Below are 21,860 nucleotides of genomic sequence, written 5' to 3'. Positions count from 1 at the left end.
CCTTTCTCGTACTGTGGGGAATTGAGCAAGAGTGCTTAAAATTTCGTTTTTACCACTCGTATTTTTTATGGGCATCCAGTCGTATAAAAATAAATAATAGTACTGTGAATCCCCATAAGGAAGAACCGCCGTAGCTGAAAAATGGTAGTGGTATTCCAATAGTTGGTAATATTCCTATTACCATACCTATGTTTATTAATACGTGAAAGAAAATTATCGAAGCCACTCCATAGCCGTATATTCTCCCAAATTTATTGCGTTGTAGTTCCGACAAATATATGATTCTATACAGGAGCACCATGAATAGAATGATAACTCCGGCACTTCCTACAAAGCCCCATTCTTCACTAACAGTGCTAAATATATAATCCGTATCCTGCTCTGGTACAAAATCACCTTGGGTTCTATCTCCCTCTAAGAATCCTTTGCCAGTGAGGCCACCAGAACTTATTGTTAGTTCCGACTGATAAATGTTGTAACCTACTCCTTTTTTATCTTCTATTTTTCCTAATAAAATATCAAACCTATCACGTTGGTGTTGCTCTAAGATGTTGTTGTATGCATATCCTATACCGATAATAAATGCAGTAGATACGACATACGTACTTATAATTGCCGCAATATTGAATCGTAAGAATCTTTTATTTTTATAAGCACCGTATATTACATAGGATGTGATAAGCAATAAACATATGGAAAGTACCCATGTTACCCCTGCATAAATCGTAGCTAAAAATAGCGTGAGAGCAATAGCTCCAAGGACAAAATACGATACTGTCAGCCCTTCTCTGTTCATAACAAAGAAAAAGGCTAGGTAGATGAGAACAGATCCCATATCTGGTTGCAGTGCGATTAAAAACGCAGGAATTAGAATTATTATAAATGCTTTGAGCTGATTTTTTATTAGTTTCAAGTTGTATTTCCGATCACTCATTAGCTTAGCAAGTGCTAATGCAGTGAAAGCTTTTGCAAACTCAGAGGGTTGTAAACCAATACCGCCAAAGCTATACCACGAAGTTGCGCCATTTATTTTTTTTCCAAAAACTAAAACGCCCGCTAATACAAGCAGAGATATGACATAAAAAATACTTGCAAAGTTTTCGTAAAATTTAGAGTCAAAAAATAAAATTAGTACTATAATTGGTATAGCAAGTGCTATAAATATTAGTTGTTTCCCATATCTGGCAGAATAATCAAAAACTGCCCTAGTCTCTTCTGTGGAAGAAGCGGCATAAATATTTATCCATCCAAAAAATACTAAGGCTACAAACAAAAGGATTAATATCCAGTCGATGCCTTCAAATATGTTATTTCTTGTTTTGCGCAATGCTATCTTGTTTAGGTATTAATTTAGCGTATACATCTTCTAAACTCAAATCGAGCATCCTTTTCTCAATGTTTATTCTTTCTACCGTTCCTTTGAGGTATTTTTCGATCATAAGGCTTGTAATTGGGGCAGCTATTGCAGAGCCATAGCCACCATTTTCGATATACACTGCCATTGCAATTTTTGGATCTTCTTTTGGCGCAAATGCTACTAAGATAGAATGGTCGGGGAGTTTAACTTTTTTACCATCTACTCTAATGAAATTTTCAACAGTTCCAGTTTTTCCGCAGATTTTTAAATCTTTTACCTGGCTAGCTCTTGCGGTTCCCTTTGTAAATACATCATACATTGCATCGATAATTACCGGGAAATGTTTTGGACTTACAGTGGTATTTCTCTTTTTGGTGTATACAGGGTTAACAATGGCTTTATTATCGATTTGTTTTACAATGTGCGGTTTGTAATAGAAGCCTTTGTTGGCGATTGCTGCTGTCATGTTAGCCAATTGAATAGGGGTTACTTCTACCTCTCCTTGCCCAATTGCGTTCGATATGGTCGTAGTTGCTCCCCATCGGTATCGATATTGTCTATTGTAATAACTGGAGTCTGGAATTCTTCCTTTTTGACCAGTTGGTAAATCGTATCCTAGATAATTTCCTAAGCCGAAGCTTTTGGCATGTTTACTCCAGGTGTTTAAACCAATTTTTGAATTTTCGGCATTGTCAATTATCTTACGATAGGTAGTCGCAAAATAACTATTGCAAGATCTTGCTATTGCTGTTTTAAGTTTTACAGGGTAGCCAACGATACCACAGTGGCAGCCCATAAAATCTCGTTTGTTTCTACCATAACGATATCCATTATAGCAACGTACCGAAAAATCTTCATCTATCACCCCCTCCTCTAAACCGATAAGTCCGGTAATCATTTTGAATGGTGAACCTGGGGCGTACATTGCCTGCAATCCTCTATCAAAGGCAGGTTTGTTTATGGAGTCGTAAAATAATTTTACAGAGTTTGGCGATCTTTTTCTTCCAACTAATAAGTTTGGGTCATAGGATGGTGCGGTAACTAATGCTAATATCTCTCCAGTCTTTGGTTCAATGGCGACAATTCCACCTCGCTTCCCTTTCATCAGGGTCTCTCCGTAGTGCTGTAAATCCGAATCAATTGTTAGCATTAAGTCTTTTCCAGCTACAGCAAGGGTGTCGTATTTTCCGTTTTTATAGGTACCTGTAATAATATTTAAATTATTTCTAGAGTAATATTTTTTACCTTTAACTCCTCTTAAAACATTTTCATATTGTTTCTCAATTCCGAGCTTTCCAATAAGTTCACCCTGTTCATAATACGCACTATTTTTTGCTACTTGTTCATTTACTTCACTCAGAAAACCCAGAACATTCGCCGCTGATTTTACAGGGTAATTTCTGATAACACGTTTTTGGATATAAAATCCTTTAAAGTTTTTAAGTTTTTCCTGTAAAAAAGCAAAGTCCTCTTTAGCTAATTGTTTTAGAAATACCGATGGTAACCACCTCGCAAAATTCTCTGCTTTTGTAAGTCGTTTTACAAAGTCTTCTTTTGAGATTTTTAATAGGGAACAAAACTGAACAGTGTCTAATTGTTTTACTTCCTTAGGAATAACCATTACGTCGTAGGAAAGTTGATTTGCTACAAGTAACTGTTTGTTTCTGTCATAAACATATCCCCTTTCAGGGTAGTCGTACTCTACTTTTACCGTAGAACTTATGGTAGGATTTTTAGTGGTTTCTCGAAGTATTTGTAGTTGAAACAGTCTGCCTATATATACAAGACCAACTGTAGTAATTAAAAATAATAACAACAAACTTCGCTTCATACTGATTTCTTTCTAAAAACAAAACTTCCTATATAATATAATGACAACGTGAAAATACTCGATAGTATAGTGTTGAGTATTACGTTGTAAAAATTATAGAAACTAAAATTAATAAAGCTAAATAAAATAAAGTGATGAATAAATGTTAAAATTGCAGTGTAATTGAATACTTTACCAAAAGTTTCTAAATTTAAGTCAAATAATGCATATTCCGAGGCGGTTTTTTTGAAAATAGCTCTAATAAAAAACAAGCGAATGTAAGCTATAAAAAGTGTAGCGAAAGCATGTATTCCTCCTGAATTACAAAAAATGTCGATACACAATCCTAATAAAAAGGCACTGGTAAGAACAGAAATTCGTTTTTGATTTAAGGGCAAAATAAAAATATAGGCTATGTAGAGATATGGATTGACGTACCCAAACAGTTCAATTCTATTGAGCACTAAGACCTGAAGCAACGCAAAAGAGAAAAATAGTAATATGTAATACAGCGTTTTATTCACTTTGCGAATTTAGATTTAGTATTTCTTCTCTGTCAAAACTTTTAATAATGTATACCTGACCTAAATTACTCATGTCATTAAATAACAGTACATCAATGGTGTTCAATGCCGATAGTTTTGTAGGTGTGTTCTTAACTGTTCCGATAGGAATTCCTTCAGGAAATATAGCAGATTTTCCACCAGTAACGATAGTGTCACCTATTTTGTATTTTGCTTGTCTAGGGATATCGGATAGCTGTGCAACATTGTAATTTTTACTATTCCATTCTAGGGTTCCGTAATGATTACTGTTTTTAAAGCTTGCGTTTATTTTACTATTTTTATTAAGTATAGATTGCACTCTCGTGTATTTTGGTCCCACGTGTTCTGTAATCCCAATGATACCCTTACTATTGACTACCGCCATTTCTGAACTAACTTCATTTTCGTAGCCTCTGTTTACGGTTAGAAAGTTATTTGTTTTTTGAAAGCTATTTGCAATAATTTTGCCTTCAATATAAAAGTACTTCTGTTTGTATTTTGATGCATCTTTTACCTGTTGCACTGTAACCGTGTCTAATAGGGTTTGTAATTTCGCCAGATCGTTTTTAAGCTTTTTGTTTTCTAAAATAAGCTCTTGATTAATCGCTTCGAGATTGGTGTACTCAGAAATGGAATTTACTTTTTCTAATAGTCCTCCTGTAAGCGTGTTGGTAGTATTAATGAATTTGCTTCGATGAAAATTATTATTATTGATAATTAAAACAACTGCAATTATTTCTAGAAATAAAAAGTACAATAAGTATTTATACTTTCTCAGGAAATAGAATAGATGTTGCATAAAAAATTATCCCTTCTTACTTAATTAATACCGATTTAAATTTCTCAAGATTTTTCAACGCGATTCCTGTCCCTCTAACTACGGCACGCAATGGATCTTCGGCAACATATACCGGTAAATCTGTTTTTCTCGATAATCTTTTGTCTAATCCCCTTAGCATAGAACCCCCTCCTGCAAGATAGATTCCAGTATTGTATATATCGGCAGCTAATTCAGGTGGTGTTTTAGAAAGTGTCTCCATTACAGCGTCCTCGATTCTCAAAATAGATTTGTCTAATGCTTTTGCTATTTCTCTATGAGAAACTTGTACCTGTTTTGGTTTTCCACTAAGTAAATCTCTTCCTTGTACCATCATATCGTCTGGAGGAGTATCTAGGTCTTCTGTGGCAGAACCGATTTGGATTTTTATTTTTTCTGCAGTTGTCTCTCCAACATAGAGGTTGTGCTGCGTTCTCATGTAGTACATTATATCGCTAGTAAACAAATCACCAGCTACCTTTACCGATTGGTCACATACGATTCCTGCTAGGGCAATTACTGCTATTTCGGTAGTTCCTCCACCTATGTCAATAATCATGTTCCCTTTTGGTTCCATTATATCAATACCAACACCAATTGCAGCTGCCATAGGTTCGTATATAAGGTAAATTTCTTTAGCATTCATGTGACGAGCAGAGTCGGTTACTGCTCTTTTTTCTACTTCTGTAATTCCCGAAGGAATACAAATTACCATGCGCAACGATGGTGGGAAAAGTTTCTTTTTAATCGCAGGTATCATTTTGACAAACTCCTTGATCATTTCTTCAGATGCTTGAAAATCAGCTATCACCCCGTCTTTTAAAGGTCGAATAGTTTTAATGTTTTCATGTGTTTTTCCTTGCATCATATTTGCCTCTTTTCCCGTGGCAATGATTTTTCCTGTTAGCCTATTTCTGGCAACTATAGAAGGGCTATCTATGACAACTTTTCCGTTGTGAATAATAAGTGTATTTGCAGTTCCTAAGTCTACTGCAATATCTTCGGTCATAAAGTCAAAAAAACCCATATTGTTACTGTTTTATCTTCAAATAAAAAGGAGCAATAACACTGCGTTTGTGCTCCTTTTTTTATTAATGTTTAAAATGTCGTGTTCCTGTGAATACCATAGAAACGTTATTGTTGTTGCAATAGTCTATACTTAACTGATCTTTTATAGATCCACCTGGCTGTATCACGCTTTTAATACCAGCAGTATTTGCTATTTCTACACAATCTGGAAACGGAAAGAAGGCATCGCTTGCCATAACAGCACCGTTTAAATCAAATCTAAAGTTAGTGGCTTTCTCAATCGCTTGACGGAGCGCGTCTACTCTACTAGTTTGTCCTGTTCCACTAGCAAATAATTGCTTATTTTTGGTGAGTACAATAGTGTTAGACTTCGTGTGTTTGCAAATTTTAGAAGCAAATATCAAGTCTTCTAATTCTCTTTCAGAAGGCTTATTTTCTGTTGCATATGTCAAGTCTTTAAGCGAATCTGTTATGTTGTCTTTGTCTTGTACTAAAGTTCCGTTAAGACACGTTCGAAGATTCGTTTTCGGAAGCGCAATATCTTTTTGCACTAAAAGAACTCTGTTTTTCTTTCCTTTTAAAATTTCTAAAGCACTATCCGCAAAGGATGGTGCGATAACTACTTCGCAAAATAATTTATGAATTTCTTCTGCTGTTTCTTTGTCTATTGCTACGTTGGAAATTAAAATACCTCCAAATGCAGATACTGGATCTCCAGCCAAGGCATCCTTATATGCTTGGTTAATGGTTGTTCGTTGTGCAAAACCACAAGCATTATTGTGTTTTAAAATGGCAAAAGTTGGTTCTTCTCCTGTGAATTCGTTCATTAGGTTGACCGCAGCATCAATATCCAACAGGTTGTTGTAACTTAATTCTTTACCGTGTAATTTATCAAACATTTTATCTAAATCACCGAAAAAATATCCTTTTTGATGTGGGTTTTCACCATATCGTAAAACCTTTCCTTGAAGCTCACTAATTTTCAATACCTCTTCTTTAGATTCTTGATTGAAATAGTTAAAAATGGCAGTATCGTAATGTGAAGAAATATTAAATGCTTGGGAAGCGAGTTGCTTTCTTTCTTGCAAAGAGGTCTCTCCGTTATTTTCCTTAAGTACCGTAAGAAATGCATCGTATTGATCCATAGATGATAAGATTACGGTATCTTTAAAGTTTTTTGCGGCAGCTCTAATTAAAGAAATACCACCAATATCTATTTTTTCTATTATGTCTTGCTCCGCTGCTCCAGATGCCACAGTTTTTTCAAAAGGATACAAGTCTACGATAACTAAATCTATTTGTGGAATTTGATAAGCATCTAGCTCTGCAACATCACCTTCGTGATCTTGTCTGTTTAAAATTCCTCCAAAAACTTTTGGATGTAACGTTTTTACTCTTCCTCCAAGGATGGAAGGGTATGAGGTAACATCTTCTACTGGAATTACATTGATGCCTAAATTTAAAATGAATTTTTCGGTACCACCTGTGGAATATATAGCGACACCTAATCGGTCAAGTTCTCGCACCAAGGGTTCTAATCCGTCTTTGTGAAATACCGAAATTAATGCAGATTTGATAGTTTTTGTATTGTTCATTTTGTTGTGTAGTTAAGCGAACAAAATTACTAAAAGCTAGTTGGTTTCACAATAAACCAATGTACTTTTTTTAGAATAAAAAAACCTGTTTAAATTGAAATCTAAACAGTGTTTTTTGATTTTTTGCAATTAATGTAAGACTACTATTATTCCGAAGTCTCCAAAAAATTTCGGAACCAATCTGTAAATCTTTCGAAAAAAGTTGCATTTTTTGTTTGAGCAGAATTGCTCAAAGCAGCGTAAGAGGGGAAATCTTTACTACTCATAATTTAAGGGGTTAAAAATGTTAATAAAGTTGTTAATATGTTGAATCAAATATAGTAAAAAATAGTTAGCTTTCAAATATTTACAGGATTTCTAGCTTTGATCCAGTAATTTGGCAACTTTTTCACAAACATATTCTAATAATTCTTCGTCTTTTTTCGTGAATGGAGCAACCGAATGGGAATCAATGTCTATTTGACCAATGTTTTCTCCACCTACAAATATCGGTATTACAATTTCAGATTTTACTTTCCATCCACAAGAAATATAGTTGTCTTGTTCTGAAACGTCTTGAACTACAAAGTTTTCATTGCTTACTGCGACTTGTCCACAAATACCTTTACCAAAAGGAATTATGGTATGGTCTGTAGGTTCTCCATGAAATTGAGCAAGTTTAAGTTCGTTTTTATCTCCGTTTTTGAAGTAAAATCCAACCCAATCGTAATAAGCGATGGAATTAGCTAAAATATCACATGTTTTTTGTAGTGTTTCTTCGATTGGATTTTGCTTCTCAAAAATGTTTTTGATTTCATTTTTTAATTTGGGGAAATCGTTCATTACATGTTCGTTTTAAGTTAGGTATTTTGATTTGTAAAATTATGTGTAACAATTGTTTTTTGAAAATATTTTTCATTTTTTGTATCTTTGCACTTCGAATGAGAAATAATTTTCAAAAAATAACAGCCATTATCCTGGCATTTTTATTGGTGTTTTCCACCTTTTCTTTTGCTATTGAAAAACACTTCTGTGGCGATTATTTAGTAGATGTTTCCTATCTGGGTAACGCTTCTCCTTGTTCTGATACTCCTGTTGATTCGTGTGAATCCAAAGTACAGGTGAAGAAAAAAAACTGTTGTAAAGACGAAGTTTTAAAAGTTGAAGGACAACAAGATATCGTAAAAAATTCGCTTGAAAAATTATCTTCAACAAATCAAGTTAAAGATTTTGTGCTTTCCTTTACCATGTCTTTCTTGTTGTTTCAAGAGACTCAAGATTTTGCTGTAGAGGACCTTCTTTATGTCCCACCAAACCTTATTTTTGATTTTCAAACGCATTACGAAACGTATCTTATTTGATTTTTCTTATTGTCAAGTAAAATTAAATAGTAATAATCGTTTAAAAATAAGTAATGAAAGTATATATATTTAGCATTTTAATGCTAGTTAGTTTCTCATTTATTCGTGCGCAAGACAATTTAAAAGGCGTAGTTTTAGAGGAGAACAATAAGCTTTATATGGAGTTTCTGTGTATTGGCAGGGAACTGATGTAGGTGTCAGTACCGCTAATGATGGAACCTTTTCTATACCATACCGCAAAGAATACAAAACGTTAGTATTTAGTTTTGTCGGTTTTCAAACGGATACGATTACCGTCGAAAATACTAGCCCAATTCGTCATGTCCTTAAAGAAATAAATGTGTTAGAGGAAGTTTCTCTTGATGTAAAAAAAAGTGCCACGCAAAAGTCTTTCCTCAAATCTCAAAATCTAGTTACGATAAACAGTGATGAGCTCCTAAAGGCGGCTTGTTGTAATTTATCGGAGAGTTTTGAAACCAACCCGTCTATTGATGTTAATTTTTCAGATGCATTAACCGGTACAAAGCAAATACAAATGTTAGGCCTTACAAGTCCTTACATTCTTATTACCGAAGAAAACATTCCATCTATTAGAGGGGCTTCGCAAGCATATGGCTTAACTTTTACACCCGGTACTTGGGTAAACAGTATTCAAATTACAAAAGGAGCTGGAAGTGTTGTTAATGGATTTGAAAGTATTTCTGGTCAAATTAACACCGAATTAGTTAAGCCTTTTTCCGATAATCGAATATTTGTAAATGCTTTCGGTTCTTTGGGAGGGCGATTGGAGTTGAATACACATTTTAACACAAAGGTTTCTGATAAATGGAGTACAGGGTTATATATCCATGCAGACAATAGAAAGCGTCGTTTTGATAATAACCAAGACGGTTTTCTTGATAATCCGTTAACAAATCAGTTTAATATTATGAATCGTTGGCAGTACACAAACCCTGAAAAAGGATGGGTTAGCTTTTTCAATATTAGGGTATTAAACGATGAAAAAAGATCTGGACAAATTAGCTTTAACGAGGCCGTGGATCAGGGAACAACTAATGCCTGGGGTAGTAAAATTCATACGCAAAGATTGGATGCTTCAACTAAAGTTGGTTATGTTTTTCCGGATTTACCATTTCAAAGTTTTGGTTTTCAAATGGCTTACAGTAACCATAATCAGGATGCTTACTTTGGTATACGAGATTATAATATTGAGCACCAAAGTGCATACGGAAGTTTTTTGTTTAACTCTATTATTGGCGATACAAGGCATAAGTTTAAAACAGGTATAAATGTAATGTACGATACTTATGACGAACTCGTAGGGATGTCGTTAGAGGACGCCGAGTCTTATCAAAGAAAAGAAAATTCAATTGGTGGGTTTTTTGAATATTCCTACGACAACGGAGACAATATAAACATGACAGCCGGAGTCCGATTAGACTCCCATAATTTGTTAGGTACTTTTTTTACTCCAAGAGTACACCTGCGATATACGGCATGGGAGAAAGGGGTGTTTAGAGTTTCTGCAGGAAGAGGGAAAAGAAGTGCTAATATATTTGCAGAAAACCAACAGTTATTTGCTTCTTCGCGAACTATTACGGTTGAAAATTCCGGTGGAAATATCTATGGTTTAGATCCGGAGACTGCTTGGAACTATGGGTTTTCTTTTATGCAAGGATATAGACTATTTGGAAAAAAAGGAGATATTACTCTAGACTTTTACCAAACTAATTTTCAAAACCAAGTGGTGGTAGATTGGGAAAACCCACAAGAAATTTCATTTTATAACCTCGACGGAGAAAGTATCGCTAATAGTTTTCAAATAGAGGTAAACCAAAATATTATTTCGAATCTAGATATACGATTAGCGTATAAAGTATTTGATGTTTCCAAAGATTATAAAGTAGGGAATTTGGCAAATCCTCTGCAGGCAGAAGAGCGTTTCTTTACCAATATTTCATACGAAACAGGAACCAAAGAAAATGGAGCAAAGTGGAAATTTGATACTACTTTTAACTGGTTAGGGGAGCAACGTTTACCCAATACACAAAGTAATCCAGAGATTTATCGTTTGCAAAATTACGCGCCAAGCTATAGTTTGCTAAACGCGCAAATTACAAAAGTGTTTTCTAAAAAGTTTGAAGTATATTTAGGTGCCGAGAATTTAACAGATTACCGACAAAAAATCCTATATTGGGCAATGATGATCCTTTTGGAGCATATTTTGATTCTACAATAGTATATGCTCCTATTTTTGGAAGAAATTTTTATACAGGTTTACGATTTAAATTAGATTAACAATGAAAAACATAGTATTAGTAATTGCATTTATGGTATGTAGTACTGTAATTGCACAAAAGAAAAATGCCAAAGCCAGTTTTAAAGTAGATGGGGTTTGCATGATGTGTAAAAAGAGAATTGAAAAGGCGACCCTGGGAATGAAGGGGGTTAAATATGCAGTATGGAATGTAAAGACCCATGATTTAAACGTGATCTTTAACGAACGTAAAACTTCAGTTACTGCTATAAAAGAAACCGTTGCAGGAGTAGGGCATGATACCGAAGAAATTAAAGCTACAAAAGAAGCTTATGAGACTTTAGATCCATGCTGTCGTTATAGGGATGAAGAGGTTGTAAAAGATCATCAATAAAAAACCGAGATACTATCTCGGTTTTTTTTTTATAACATTTGTAAATTAACAACTTCTTGCTTAGTCAACTCTCTATATCTTCCACGAGGAAGATTTTTCTTGGTAAGACCTGCGAATATTACACGATCGAGTTTTAAAACACTGTATCCAAAGTGTTCAAATATTTTTCGAACAATGCGATTTCTTCCAGAGTGTATTTCTATGCCAACTTCTGTCTTTTTCTCTCCATTAACGTAAGAAACAGCATCTATAAATACTTTTCGCCCTTCTATAACGACATCGCCCCTAAGTTTTTCTAAATCCGATAAGGTTAATTTTTTGTCTAGAGAGGCATGGTACAACTTTCTAACATTATGTTTAGGGTGTGTTAGCTTTTTAGCAAGTTCACCATCGTTTGTAAAAAGTAATAATCCGGTAGTGTTACGATCTAATCTACCTACAGGGTAGATGCGCTCTTTGGTTGCATTTTGTATCAGCTCCATAACTGTCTTTCTTCCGCGATCATCTTCCATCGTAGTGATGTAATTTTTTGGCTTATTGAGAAGAACGTAACGCTTTTGTTCCATAGAAATAAGCGAACCATCAAAGCGCACTTCATCGGTTGCTTTTACTTTGTACCCCATTTCGGTAACCAATTGTCCATTTACAGTAACACTTCCATGTTCGATATAGGTATCTGCTTCTCTACGGGAACAAATTCCGGAGTTAGCTATGTATTTGTTTAAGCGGACTCCTTCCTGGTTTGTTTTTTGTATTGATGTTTTGTTGTGGTTTACAGCTTTCTTAAAATCTTTTTGAAAAGTGTTTTTCTTGCGAGGATTGCTGTTGCTTCCAGCTTGTCGTCCTCTCGACGAGTTTTTTGAATTCATGATAAATGTAAAAATGTGCGCAAAGGTACGTTAAATATTTAATGTTTAGTCTAAAACATGTACTACTTTGTCTAGGATTATCTCTCTATCTATTAGTAGCAAACTAAAAACACCAACCAATAGTAAAATTTTTAGAATGTTATGAATTAGTCGGTATTCATTTTTATCGGTTGCTTTGATGGTGTAAAAGCCGATAAAAATTAAGGTAAAAGCGGCGGTATAAAAATAGTACTTCATGTTTTCTAAACCTTGGTAATTAAAAAGAATTGTTGCCGGAACTAAGGTTAATACAAGTAGTAATAAGATTGTGTATTTGGTGTGTTTTTCACCGTATTTTACGGCAAATGTATTGTAATTATTGGCAATAGCCCCTTTAATATTCTCTAAGTCTTTTACAAGTTCTCGAATCATGACCACGAGAAAAAGAAAGGAAGCATGTACAAATATTACTTTGGAAAAATTCTTGTAGTGTACAAATATTGCGAAAAAAGGTAAAACGGTTAAGCAGGTAGCAGCAAACAAACCGGATATTGGGTGTTTTTTAAGTTTGTGAGAATACAGCCAAATACCAAAAATATACACTGCAAAAAATAGTGCTGCTCTCCACGAAACAAGTACTCCAAAACAAAATCCAATAAAATTTAAAACGAAGTATAGTGTTAGTTTGGTTTCTTGTCTTACATAAGAGTCTAAACCGGTTTTGATTGGTCTGTTAATTCTATCTGCCTTGACATCGTAAAAGTTATTGATGATGTATCCAGCAGCTATTACACAAACTGTAGCTAAAACTATGTAAAGTAAATGTTGGTCTAAAATTATATTTTTAAGTGACTGATCTTCTGAAAAAATAAAAATAGCAGCAAGGTATTGTGCTGCTATTAAAACAAATATATTATATCCTCTGATTACCGATAGGAGACTTAGTATTTTTAACAAAAGCGATTTAGCTTTTTGGGTACTCATAGCAAAACAGTTAATTAGAAGCGATATACTAACTCTAATCTGTAATCTTGCAAACTCTTTTTAGCCTTATCGTAATCTTCTGTAAATCCTAATATGTAACCACCGCCACCAGAACCACAAAGCTTTAAATAGTAATCATTAGTTTGAATCCCCTTTTCCCAAACTTTATGAAAAGGCTGGGGTATCATTGGTTTAAAGTTGGTGAGTACTACTTTGGATAGCATTTTAACGTTGTGGAACAACGATTTAATATTGCCTTGAAGAAAATCCTCTATGCATGCATCCGTGTGGGCAGAAAATTCTTCACTAATCATTTTTCGGAATCCTTCATTTTTCATTTTATTCATGAAAATATTAACCATAGGCTCAGTTTCTCCTATCTGTTCAGAATCTAATAAGAAAACGGCACCTTTACCTTCTTTTTGAGACGGTATACCGGTTGCTTCGATATTTTCTTTAGAATTGATTAATATCGGAATGCTCAGATAAGAATTTAACGGGTCTAAGCCGGAACTTTTTCCGTGAAAAAAAGATTCCATTTGTGAAAAAATATGTTTTAAGCTTAACAATTTGTCCCTCGTGAGGTTCTCCAAAACAGTAATTTTGTTATTGGCGTATTTGTCGTAAATTGATGCTACAAGTGCACCTGAACTTCCTACACCATACCCTTGCGGAATAGAAGAGTCAAAATACATACCATTTTCAATATCTGCTTGAAGGCTAGAGAAGTCGAAAGAAACGCCATCAATTTCTATTCCTTGCAAATAGTGATAAAAATTGTATAAACTCTTATTTGATTTTAATGCTTCTCCAGTTAAAGTAGTAGCTGATTTTAGCGCCCCTTTGTATGAATTAAATGGAATAGCAAGACCTTTTGAATCTTTGATAATTCCGTATTCTCCAAAGAGTAAAATCTTAGCATAAAACAATGGTCCTTTCATAATCGGTAGTTTCTTATACAAAGATACTAGTTTCCAAATTATTACTATAAATTTTTATAAAAAGTTTTCCAAACCCCTACCTTCTCGCTATTTTGATATTTTCCTTTTTCTTTAATTTTTCCATTCTCGTAGAATGTTTTCCAATTCCCCTGTCGTTTGCCTTCTACATAATTTCCTTGCTCTTTCAGGTTCCCTGTTTCATAGTACACCATGCGAACGCCATGGAGCTTTCCGTTTTTGTAATTCGCTTTGTGAAAAAAGTTTCCATTGGCATGGTAATATACAACTAAGCCCTCAAATTCTTCTTCTCCAGGCTTGTTTACCGTACTGTAGCCTTCCATTTGAATTTGACCGTTATTGTAATAGTCTACAATCCAAAATCCTTCTTTTATTTTTTTTGGGACAGGTCGGTAGTATTCTGCCTTGTCTTGAGAGGTTTCTTGCCAGTTTGCATCGAACCAAATTGTTTCTTGTGCATTTGTGGTGTAACTTAACATTCCAACAAATACAACAATAAATGTTGTTGCTATTTTCATAAGAGTAAAAAGGGAATTTAGTTAAAAGGTCTGTGCGCCAAACCCCGCATTATCACAAATATAATGATTTTTTTGGCAATATTTTAACATTTTTTCTTTTAGGAATTTTTCCACTTTTTGCTTCTCTTCTTTTGGGTAAAGTACATGAACATTAGCCCCTGCATCTAGGGTAAAACATACATTGCTATCGGTTTCTTCTCGGTATTTCCATATCGCATTTATGATTTCAAGCGTGTTAGGTTTCATCAGTATAAAATACGGATTACTAGTAAGCATCATAGCATGTAGGGTTAGGGCTTCGCTTTCTACGAGTTGAATAAAATCCTTAATATTACCGTTTTGAAGAATAGTGCTTAATTTTTCTAAGTTTTCATTTGCTTGTTTAAAACGTTGCGTTGCAAAAGGGTGGTCGTGCATTAAGTTGTGTCCTACAGTACTAGAAACTTGCTTTTCTCCTTTGTCTACTAAAAGAACCGTGTCTTGGTATTCGTTAAAAATTGGATGGGTTTTGAATGGGAATTTAACTCCGTAAAGATCCGAACTCTCTGGTATGTTTGGGTGTTTTCCCCAGACTACCAAAGGTCCTTCTATACTTCTACTAGCACTACCGGAGCCGAGACGTGCTAAAAAAGAAGCTTTTTTATGAATATAGTCTATTTCTGCATCTGGAGTTAATTCTTTTTCCAGATTCATGATGCACATTGCAATTGCACTCATGCCACTTGCAGAGGAGGCAATACCACTACTGTGCGGGAAGGAGTTTTCTGAATGGATTACCATTTCATATTCATACAGGTAGGGGCAATAGCTTGCAATTCTTTCGAAGAATTTACTTATTTTAGGTTTGAAATCTTCTTTCTTTTTCCCTTCAAAATACAAATCGAAAGTTATCGTAGTACTCTTGTCTACTTTAGTAAACGCAATAGTTGTTTTTGTATGACAGTGATTCAAAGTAAAACTTATAGATGCATTTTTTGGGATTTGCGGGTCGCTCTTTCCCCAATATTTCACCAGTGCTATATTACTTGGTGTTTGGCAAGTGAAAGATGCTTTTTCTATACTTTTTTTAGTTCCTTGGTAAATAAAATCAGCTGTGTTCAATGTTGTAGTTTTTTACAAAGATAAATGTTTACGTCTAAATAAAATTGAGTTTAGCCAAGACTTCTTGTTTGTAGCCTCTGCTGATAGGAATCGCCTTTTTACGTATTTCAATATGTTCCTTGGTAAAGGACTCTATATGTGCTATGGCAATAATGAAGGAACGATGAACTCTTAAAAATTGCGAAGCAGGTATTTTACGTTCAATGTTGGCAAAAGTTTCTCTGGTGATAACTGTTTTTTCCGTGGTGTGAATTTTTATATAATCACTTAAGCTCTCTAAATAAAGAATATCTTTTAGGTTTAATTTTAACATTTTTCTATCCGACTTAACAAAAATGAAATCGGCAATATTTTTGTTCGTGGTGCTGCTGGGTTTTTCGTTTCCTTGCATTTGTCTTTGTCGGTGAAATTTTTGAATTGCCTCCAAAAATCGATCAAACGAAAATGGTTTAAGTAAATAATCAACCACATGCAGGTCAAAGCCGTCTATTGCATATTCGCGGTATGCGGTGGTAAAAATTATTTTAGTTTGATTTCGTATCGATTTGGCAAGACTTAAACCAGATATATCTGGCATATTAATGTCAAGAAAAAGTAACTCTACTTTTTGTCGGTTTAATACTTCCATTACCTCTAGGGCATTCGAACAACTTTTTATAACTTCTATGGAGGGAATTTTAGCGATATAGTTCTCTAAAATTTCTCTAGCTACAGGTTCGTCATCTACGATAATACACGATGTTTTACGCATAGTTACAGTTTATTTTAAGTTTTACCTCAAACGTATTTTCGTCTCGTTTTATAGCAAGGGTGTGCTTGTTTTGATAGTGCATAATTAGTCTTTTACGTATGTTTTCTAGCCCGATTCCATTGCCTTCCTTTTTTGTTTTTTTAGCATTGTTTTTTATTGTAAAGGCTATATTTTCATCTCTGCTTTCAATAGAAATATGAATGTGTAGGACGTTATTTATCTGTCTGCCATGTTTGAATGCATTTTCTACGAAAGGCAGTAAAAGCATTGGTGCCACACATAGATTTTTGTTTGCAATATTTTTGGTAATATGCATTTGTAGCCCTTTTTGAAATCGCATCTTTTCAAGGGCAATGTAGTTTTCGATATGCGTAACTTCGTCGGTTAATAGAACAGATGGTTTTTCAACTTGATACAAAATATAATCTAATAAATTCGATAATTTCAGTATCATCTCTGGTGTCTCTTCTGCCTTTTTTAATGCAAATCCGTACAGCGTATTAAGAGTGTTAAAAAGAAAGTGTGGATGGATTTGCATTTTTAAGAAACGTAACTCTTGCTCCTTCAATTGCAGTTTTGTCTCAAGATATCTCCTTTTTAGTTCCTCTGTTTTAAAATTAGCGGTATAGTTCTGTACTATCATTCCTAGAATTATTGTTATTACAAGAACAAAATATACCCCAAATATTATGAAGATAACGCCTTTGGTAAGCGGTATGACATTCTCCTTGAGTAAATTAGAGGAGAAAATTAAACCGAAGAAAATAGAAATAATAATTAGAAAAAAGGATACTACAAATGTGTAAAGTGTGTACAGTAAAAAGTAGCCTTGTTTTTGTGCGGTGTTATAGGTTGGAATTAAATAGAAATAGAAAAAATAACCTATCCCAACAGTTATAGGCATTAAGTATAGAGAAAACAAATTCACATAGGAGATGTTATTACTTCCATATCCTAAAAAGTAGGTATAAAAGAAATATACTGCAATCCAAAAGAGACTATGTAATACGATATGGCCGATTAGTCGAGCAGAAAAATTAGTAGTCATCATTATAAACAAATGTAGTTTTTTTTGTGGAATGTATTATTTTTTGCGATGAACTACAAGATGGTAGGCGTAAATAACAAATTCGGGTACCTTTGTCAAAACCTTTTTGTTTATGGTATTTTGGTTTGTTTAAGTTGTTGCTCGTCGCATTTGTCTAAACAATTCAAACCTTAAAGATATGTTTGTATAGATAAACCAAATAATATTTAATTATGAAATTTTTAGTAGCTAATTTATTACATGATGGAGGGCCAATGTTTATGTATCCAATATTATTGCTTTTGATAGCTTGTATGGTGATTTTAATTTATTCTATGCGCAAAGGGGATGCCCATGGAAAATTAAAAAATCTATTGGGGCATCTCAGTTTATTTGCTTTGGTATACGGTTTTTTAGGGTTTATGCTTGGGATGATACAAGCATTGGACGCTATTTCTACATCGGAAGGAATGGTCGCTAATCCAATTTTTGCAGGTGGCCTAAAAATAAGTTTACTAAGCCCAAGTTTTGGGATGTTAGTGTTCTTAATAGTAAGGGTATGCTTGATGTTTTTATCTTTAAAGACTAGCAAATAAAATCATTTCTAATTCATTATGTACTTACGTTTTCCTTTCGTAGTGAAATATATTTTCAAAGCGGCCTAACAATTTATTTAACTGTAAATTTTAAATTATGACAAAAAGTAACATACTTTTAATGGCATTTTTATGTTCAATTGTGACACAAAGCTATGCTTTACAACAACAACCAATAGATCAATTTTGATAATCTAGAGTCTAATAATATGGCTATGGGGACTACCACAGTTATAGAGGATGGAATTCTAGTTTATCAAAAATCCATAGGTGTAGCAAAATTACCAAAATCTAAACCAGATTCGAATACACAATATAGGATTGGGTCTATATCAAAAACTTATACCTCTACCGTTATATTACAAATGATTGAAGAGGGTAAAATATCCTTAAATACAACAATTGGTAGGTATTTTAAAGATATTCCAAATGCAAATAGGATAACTATTGAACATTTGTTGTATCATAGAAGTGGGTTGTTTAATCTTACGGAAGAGGATGGGTTTAGCAAATGGATTCAAAAGCCTCGTTTTCGGGAAGATATCTTAGCAAAAATAAAAAATAATGGTACTAATTTTGATCCAGGACTGAAAAAAGAGTACGCTAATACCAATTATATTTTACTAAGTTATATTGCAGAGGATGTCGATAATATGGCTTTTGAAAAAGTATTACAAACTAGAATTTTTACCCCGTTGCGTTTGGAAAGAACAAATTTTGGAGGACAATTAAATCCCTCAAGTAATCAGGCACTGTCATATTACAGAAAAGGTAATGTATGGGAACGTATACCAAAAGAAACTTATTTAAATGCAACTATGGGTGCTGGAGGCATCGTCTCAACATCTAAAGAAGTAGCATTTTTTTACCATAGTTTGTTTTCAGGGAAATTATTAACGAAAGAATCATTAAAACTCATGACCACTCCCAAAGATGAAATGGGTATGGGTATTTCTGTAGTCTCTTATAACGGATTAATCATATACGGCCATGATGGTGGAATTGATGGATACACGTCAATTGCTTTTTATATTCCAGAATTAAAGCTAGCAACATGTATGACTTTTAATGCGTCTACCGAGAATATGACAGAAACAGCTATTCAGTTTTTACAAAATTTTATGAGTTCAAATACTTCACGTTAATCAACTACCTATTGAAATGATGAAAGTGTTTTTTTATATAATTATGTTTTTTTTGTCGCAATTTTTGTTTTCTCAAAGCGAAGGGGACAAACATAGAGCGAATGGTTTATTAGATAAGGCGATTTCAGCATATAAAATCGAATACGATATATACCCGGATAATATGAATAATTCATATAATTTAGCCTGTGCATATGCTTTAACGAATCAGATAGATAAGGCATTCAAATTTTTAAAGATTTCTTTACGAAACGATACTTCTTTATGGGTGTTAGCAGACAATGATTTGTATACATTGTCCAATGATCCACGTTGGAAAGAAATTGAAAATCAACAACTTAATAAAAATCATTTAAAAGAGCCTTTATATGCCAAAAAGCTCTTAGCATTATTAAGGAAAGACCAGGTTTTAGATTATCAGATTGATATGGCGAAGAAATTTTACATGAATAATGGATATCTGCCACACTGGTATTATGCTTTGTCATCCTATAAAAAATCAATCGGCAAGGAAAATTTTGAACAAATGGAAAAATTAGTTCAAAAAAGAGGATGGCCTACCATTAGCAGTGTTGGAAAACTGGCAGCAGATGCTCCGCTACTGATTATTAATCATCACGAATGTGAAGCCGTAAGAATTAAATATTTACCTCAGATTAAGGAGGCCTGTTTGAATGGAGAAGGTAGTTGTGTGGAATATGCAAAGATTCAAGATAGGATTTTGGTAAATACAGGTAAGCCCCAAATATATGGGATGCAATTTAGATTTAATGCTAGTAGAAAGTTAGAGCCTTTTCCTATTTATGAGCCTGAACATGTAGATAAACGAAGAAAAAAAATAGGTTTGGAGCCTCTTCAAAAGTATTTGAAAAAGAAAATAGATTACGATTGGGTTGTGAAGAAAGAGTAGTATTCATCTTAGTTTTTTTTATAAAATACCCTTTCTTGCAAAGAAAAGGGTATTTTTGTTTTATGCAGAAATCTGTCGCTTTATTCTTAAATGGATCCAGGCCAAAATCTATGCCTGATATTTTACAGTACGATATTGTCTGTGCTACGGATGGCGCATATGATTTTTTAAAGAAAAACAATATTCGTCCCAATTTTATAAGCGGTGATTTAGATTCCTTACAGCACCTACCAGCCGACATTAAAGTGGTGCATACACCTGACCAAAATTTTACAGATTTTGATAAAATAGTAAACATTCTATTCGAACAAAAGTATACCGATATTGATGTTTATGGTGCAAGTGGTGGAGAACAAGATCATTTTTTAGGAAACATACACACAGCAATCTATTGGAAAGAAAAAGTAAACCTTACTTTTTTTGATGCGTATGGTTTTTATTTTGTGGCAAAACCATATACAAAAATCCATGACTGTCTCGGTAAGACCATTTCTTTAGTTCCCTTTTCAGAAGTTACTAACATCACCACTTCGGGATTACAATATGCATTAGCGCAGGAGGATTTAGTGTTTGGGAAAAGAATTGGAACAAGAAACAAAGCGAATCATGACACCGTAGAAATCTCCTTTGATACTGGAGATTTGCTTATTTTTGTGTATCATTAAATAAACATGAGAAAAATAAAACTAATTTGGGACTTTAAAGGTCCCGATGCTTCAGAAACCGCGAAACATCACTGCGTTCATTTACACGAGTATGCAGCGGTAGAAAAATTACCTTTTGAGGAAATTAACCATTCTGTACTTCATGATATGCATGCGATTGCGTTTGTTGTTGTAAACGAAGCCTACATGAAAACGTACAGGGATGCCTTAAAACCGCATCGTGGTGTTTTAGCATAGCATTTATATACCGAATGTTTGTTTTTTGTCGAGTTTTTTATAGAGTTTAGCTAAGAAGTATTGGTTTGTTTATAAATCTTTTCATCTTCGTTACCTATTATTTCTTATCGTATAAAATGCATACCTCATTAAAAATACTATTTTTAGCAGCAATTTTTCTCAGTGGATGTAAACCACAACTCAAAAGCAAAGATTTTACAGAGCCCGGATCTTTCACCCAAGGAATAGAGGGGCCAGCTGTAGATGCAAATGGTAGCATATACGCGGTAAATTTTAAAGAAGAAGGTACCATAGGTAAAGTTACCCCAAATGGTAAAAGTACTACGTTCGTATCGTTGCCCGATGGTAGTATCGGAAATGGGATACGATTTGGGAAAAACAATACCATGTTTGTGGCAGATTATACCAATCATGCCATTTTAAAGATTGCCATGCGTCTAAGGTCATATCCATATTCGCAAAAGATTCAACTGCAAACCAACCAAATGATATTGCAATCGCACCCAATGGAATTATTTACGCAAGTGATCCCAATTGGAAAAATAATACAGGGAATTTGTGGAGGGTTACAGAGGAAAAGGGTTTTGAGTTAATCGAATCGAACATGGGAACCACTAACGGAATATGCGTAAGTCCTGATGGGAAAAAATTGTATGTAAACGAATCGATACAACGAAAAGTTTGGGTATATGATCTTCTTTCTAATGGCGATGTTGCAAACAAAAAAGAATTTACTTCCTTTTCTGATTTTGGTCTGGACGGTATGCGATGTGACGCGAACGGGAATGTTTTTATAACTCGTTTTGGGAAAGGTACCGTTGTTGTTCTCTCGCCAAAAGGAGATGTATTGTACGAAATTGAGCTTATCGGTCAAAAACCAAGTAATATAACTTTTTCCAATACCTACGATACCTGTTATGTAACCATGGCTGATAGAGGTTGCATAGAGATAGTGTATTTACAGTAGTAAAGCTG

General features: G+C 34.1%; 22 protein-coding genes and 1 pseudogene. 9 read left to right on the top strand and 14 right to left on the bottom strand.

The genetic code is table 11. The features are described 5' to 3' along the window. Positions 1–49: 49 nt before the first annotated feature. From rodA to BSU00_RS05125, 7 genes are all read right to left on the bottom strand, one after another. A complete protein-coding gene (rodA, locus tag BSU00_RS05155; protein ID WP_105003449.1) occupies positions 50–1,327 on the bottom strand; it encodes a rod shape-determining protein RodA in 1,278 nt (425 codons plus the stop codon). Then, positions 1,308–3,188 (bottom strand): penicillin-binding protein 2, encoded by a 1,881-nt coding sequence (gene mrdA / locus BSU00_RS05150; RefSeq protein ID WP_105003448.1) that lies wholly within the window; start codon positions 3,186–3,188, stop codon positions 1,308–1,310. The genes rodA and mrdA overlap by 20 nt, the downstream gene beginning before the upstream one ends. After that, positions 3,185–3,691 carry a rod shape-determining protein MreD gene (gene mreD, locus BSU00_RS05145; RefSeq protein WP_105003447.1) on the bottom strand — a complete coding sequence of 169 codons (507 nt, stop codon included), beginning with the start codon at positions 3,689–3,691 and terminating at the stop codon, positions 3,185–3,187. The genes mrdA and mreD overlap by 4 nt, the downstream gene beginning before the upstream one ends. Beyond that, entirely contained in the window at positions 3,684–4,511 is an 828-nt protein-coding gene (mreC, locus tag BSU00_RS05140; RefSeq protein WP_105003446.1) for a rod shape-determining protein MreC, read from the bottom strand. The genes mreD and mreC overlap by 8 nt, the downstream gene beginning before the upstream one ends. Positions 4,512–4,527: 16 nt before the next feature. Then, positions 4,528–5,556 carry a rod shape-determining protein gene (locus tag BSU00_RS05135; RefSeq protein WP_105003445.1) on the bottom strand — a complete coding sequence of 343 codons (1,029 nt, stop codon included), beginning with the start codon at positions 5,554–5,556 and terminating at the stop codon, positions 4,528–4,530. Between the two features lie 64 nt (positions 5,557–5,620). After that, complete coding sequence (purH, locus tag BSU00_RS05130) at positions 5,621–7,153, bottom strand: bifunctional phosphoribosylaminoimidazolecarboxamide formyltransferase/IMP cyclohydrolase (RefSeq protein WP_105003444.1); 1,533 nt, start codon at positions 7,151–7,153, stop codon at positions 5,621–5,623. Between the two features lie 357 nt (positions 7,154–7,510). Continuing rightward, on the bottom strand, positions 7,511–7,975 hold the full coding sequence (locus BSU00_RS05125) for a GAF domain-containing protein (RefSeq protein WP_105003443.1): 465 nt from the start codon (positions 7,973–7,975) through the stop codon (positions 7,511–7,513). A 59-nt stretch (positions 7,976–8,034) separates the two neighbouring features. Here BSU00_RS05125 and BSU00_RS05120 point away from each other — a divergent pair, with 59 nt between their 5' ends. From BSU00_RS05120 to BSU00_RS05110, 3 genes and pseudogenes are all read left to right on the top strand, one after another. Continuing rightward, a complete protein-coding gene (locus BSU00_RS05120) occupies positions 8,035–8,493 on the top strand; it encodes a hypothetical protein (protein WP_146104795.1) in 459 nt (152 codons plus the stop codon). Positions 8,494–8,546: 53 nt separating this feature from the next. Further along, positions 8,547–10,791: pseudogene (locus tag BSU00_RS05115) on the top strand (TonB-dependent receptor domain-containing protein). A 2-nt stretch (positions 10,792–10,793) separates the two neighbouring features. Continuing rightward, the gene (locus BSU00_RS05110) at positions 10,794–11,144 is read left to right on the top strand and encodes a heavy-metal-associated domain-containing protein (RefSeq protein ID WP_105003441.1); all 351 of its coding nucleotides are present in this window, start codon (positions 10,794–10,796) and stop codon (positions 11,142–11,144) included. 29 nt (positions 11,145–11,173) lie between these two features. Here BSU00_RS05110 and BSU00_RS05105 read toward each other — a convergent pair whose 3' ends face one another. From BSU00_RS05105 to BSU00_RS05075, 7 genes are read right to left on the bottom strand one after another with little or no spacing between them, the layout of a single operon-like run. Continuing rightward, positions 11,174–12,013 carry a pseudouridine synthase gene (locus BSU00_RS05105; RefSeq protein ID WP_199176762.1) on the bottom strand — a complete coding sequence of 280 codons (840 nt, stop codon included), beginning with the start codon at positions 12,011–12,013 and terminating at the stop codon, positions 11,174–11,176. 45 nt (positions 12,014–12,058) lie between these two features. After that, complete coding sequence (locus BSU00_RS05100) at positions 12,059–12,976, bottom strand: geranylgeranylglycerol-phosphate geranylgeranyltransferase (RefSeq protein WP_105003439.1); 918 nt, start codon at positions 12,974–12,976, stop codon at positions 12,059–12,061. A 14-nt stretch (positions 12,977–12,990) separates the two neighbouring features. Next, a complete protein-coding gene (locus tag BSU00_RS05095; RefSeq protein ID WP_105003438.1) occupies positions 12,991–13,917 on the bottom strand; it encodes a mevalonate kinase in 927 nt (308 codons plus the stop codon). A gap of 44 nt (positions 13,918–13,961) precedes the next feature. After that, a complete protein-coding gene (locus BSU00_RS05090) occupies positions 13,962–14,453 on the bottom strand; it encodes a toxin-antitoxin system YwqK family antitoxin (protein ID WP_105003437.1) in 492 nt (163 codons plus the stop codon). Positions 14,454–14,474: 21 nt separating this feature from the next. Then, the gene (locus tag BSU00_RS05085) at positions 14,475–15,554 is read right to left on the bottom strand and encodes a diphosphomevalonate/mevalonate 3,5-bisphosphate decarboxylase family protein (RefSeq protein ID WP_105003436.1); all 1,080 of its coding nucleotides are present in this window, start codon (positions 15,552–15,554) and stop codon (positions 14,475–14,477) included. A gap of 34 nt (positions 15,555–15,588) precedes the next feature. Continuing rightward, a complete protein-coding gene (locus tag BSU00_RS05080) occupies positions 15,589–16,305 on the bottom strand; it encodes a LytTR family DNA-binding domain-containing protein (RefSeq protein ID WP_105003435.1) in 717 nt (238 codons plus the stop codon). Beyond that, the gene (locus tag BSU00_RS05075) at positions 16,298–17,356 is read right to left on the bottom strand and encodes a sensor histidine kinase (RefSeq protein WP_105003434.1); all 1,059 of its coding nucleotides are present in this window, start codon (positions 17,354–17,356) and stop codon (positions 16,298–16,300) included. Before BSU00_RS05075 ends, BSU00_RS05080 begins: the two co-directional genes overlap by 8 nt. A gap of 209 nt (positions 17,357–17,565) precedes the next feature. On the opposite strand from BSU00_RS05075, the gene BSU00_RS05070 reads away from it, so the two are divergent. The 6 genes from BSU00_RS05070 to BSU00_RS13220 all read left to right on the top strand — a co-directional run bounded on the left by BSU00_RS05070 (position 17,566) and on the right by BSU00_RS13220 (position 21,852). Further along, entirely contained in the window at positions 17,566–17,928 is a 363-nt protein-coding gene (locus tag BSU00_RS05070) for a hypothetical protein (RefSeq protein WP_105003433.1), read from the top strand. A 215-nt stretch (positions 17,929–18,143) separates the two neighbouring features. Next, entirely contained in the window at positions 18,144–19,073 is a 930-nt protein-coding gene (locus BSU00_RS05065) for a serine hydrolase (protein WP_158254393.1), read from the top strand. A gap of 16 nt (positions 19,074–19,089) precedes the next feature. Further along, the gene (locus BSU00_RS05060; protein WP_146104794.1) at positions 19,090–19,983 is read left to right on the top strand and encodes a DUF6624 domain-containing protein; all 894 of its coding nucleotides are present in this window, start codon (positions 19,090–19,092) and stop codon (positions 19,981–19,983) included. 62 nt (positions 19,984–20,045) lie between these two features. Beyond that, entirely contained in the window at positions 20,046–20,648 is a 603-nt protein-coding gene (locus BSU00_RS05055; RefSeq protein WP_105003906.1) for a thiamine diphosphokinase, read from the top strand. Between the two features lie 6 nt (positions 20,649–20,654). Further along, complete coding sequence (locus tag BSU00_RS05050) at positions 20,655–20,885, top strand: hypothetical protein (protein WP_105003430.1); 231 nt, start codon at positions 20,655–20,657, stop codon at positions 20,883–20,885. A 367-nt stretch (positions 20,886–21,252) separates the two neighbouring features. Then, the gene (locus BSU00_RS13220; protein WP_369820300.1) at positions 21,253–21,852 is read left to right on the top strand and encodes an SMP-30/gluconolactonase/LRE family protein; all 600 of its coding nucleotides are present in this window, start codon (positions 21,253–21,255) and stop codon (positions 21,850–21,852) included. Positions 21,853–21,860: the final 8 nt, after the last annotated feature.

This window comes from Tenacibaculum sp. SG-28 (assembly GCF_002954385.1).
In the GTDB taxonomy this organism is placed as follows: domain Bacteria; phylum Bacteroidota; class Bacteroidia; order Flavobacteriales; family Flavobacteriaceae; genus Polaribacter.
The sequence above is the reverse complement of the archived record's forward strand: the minus strand, read 5'-3'. Positions and strand labels throughout refer to the sequence as shown.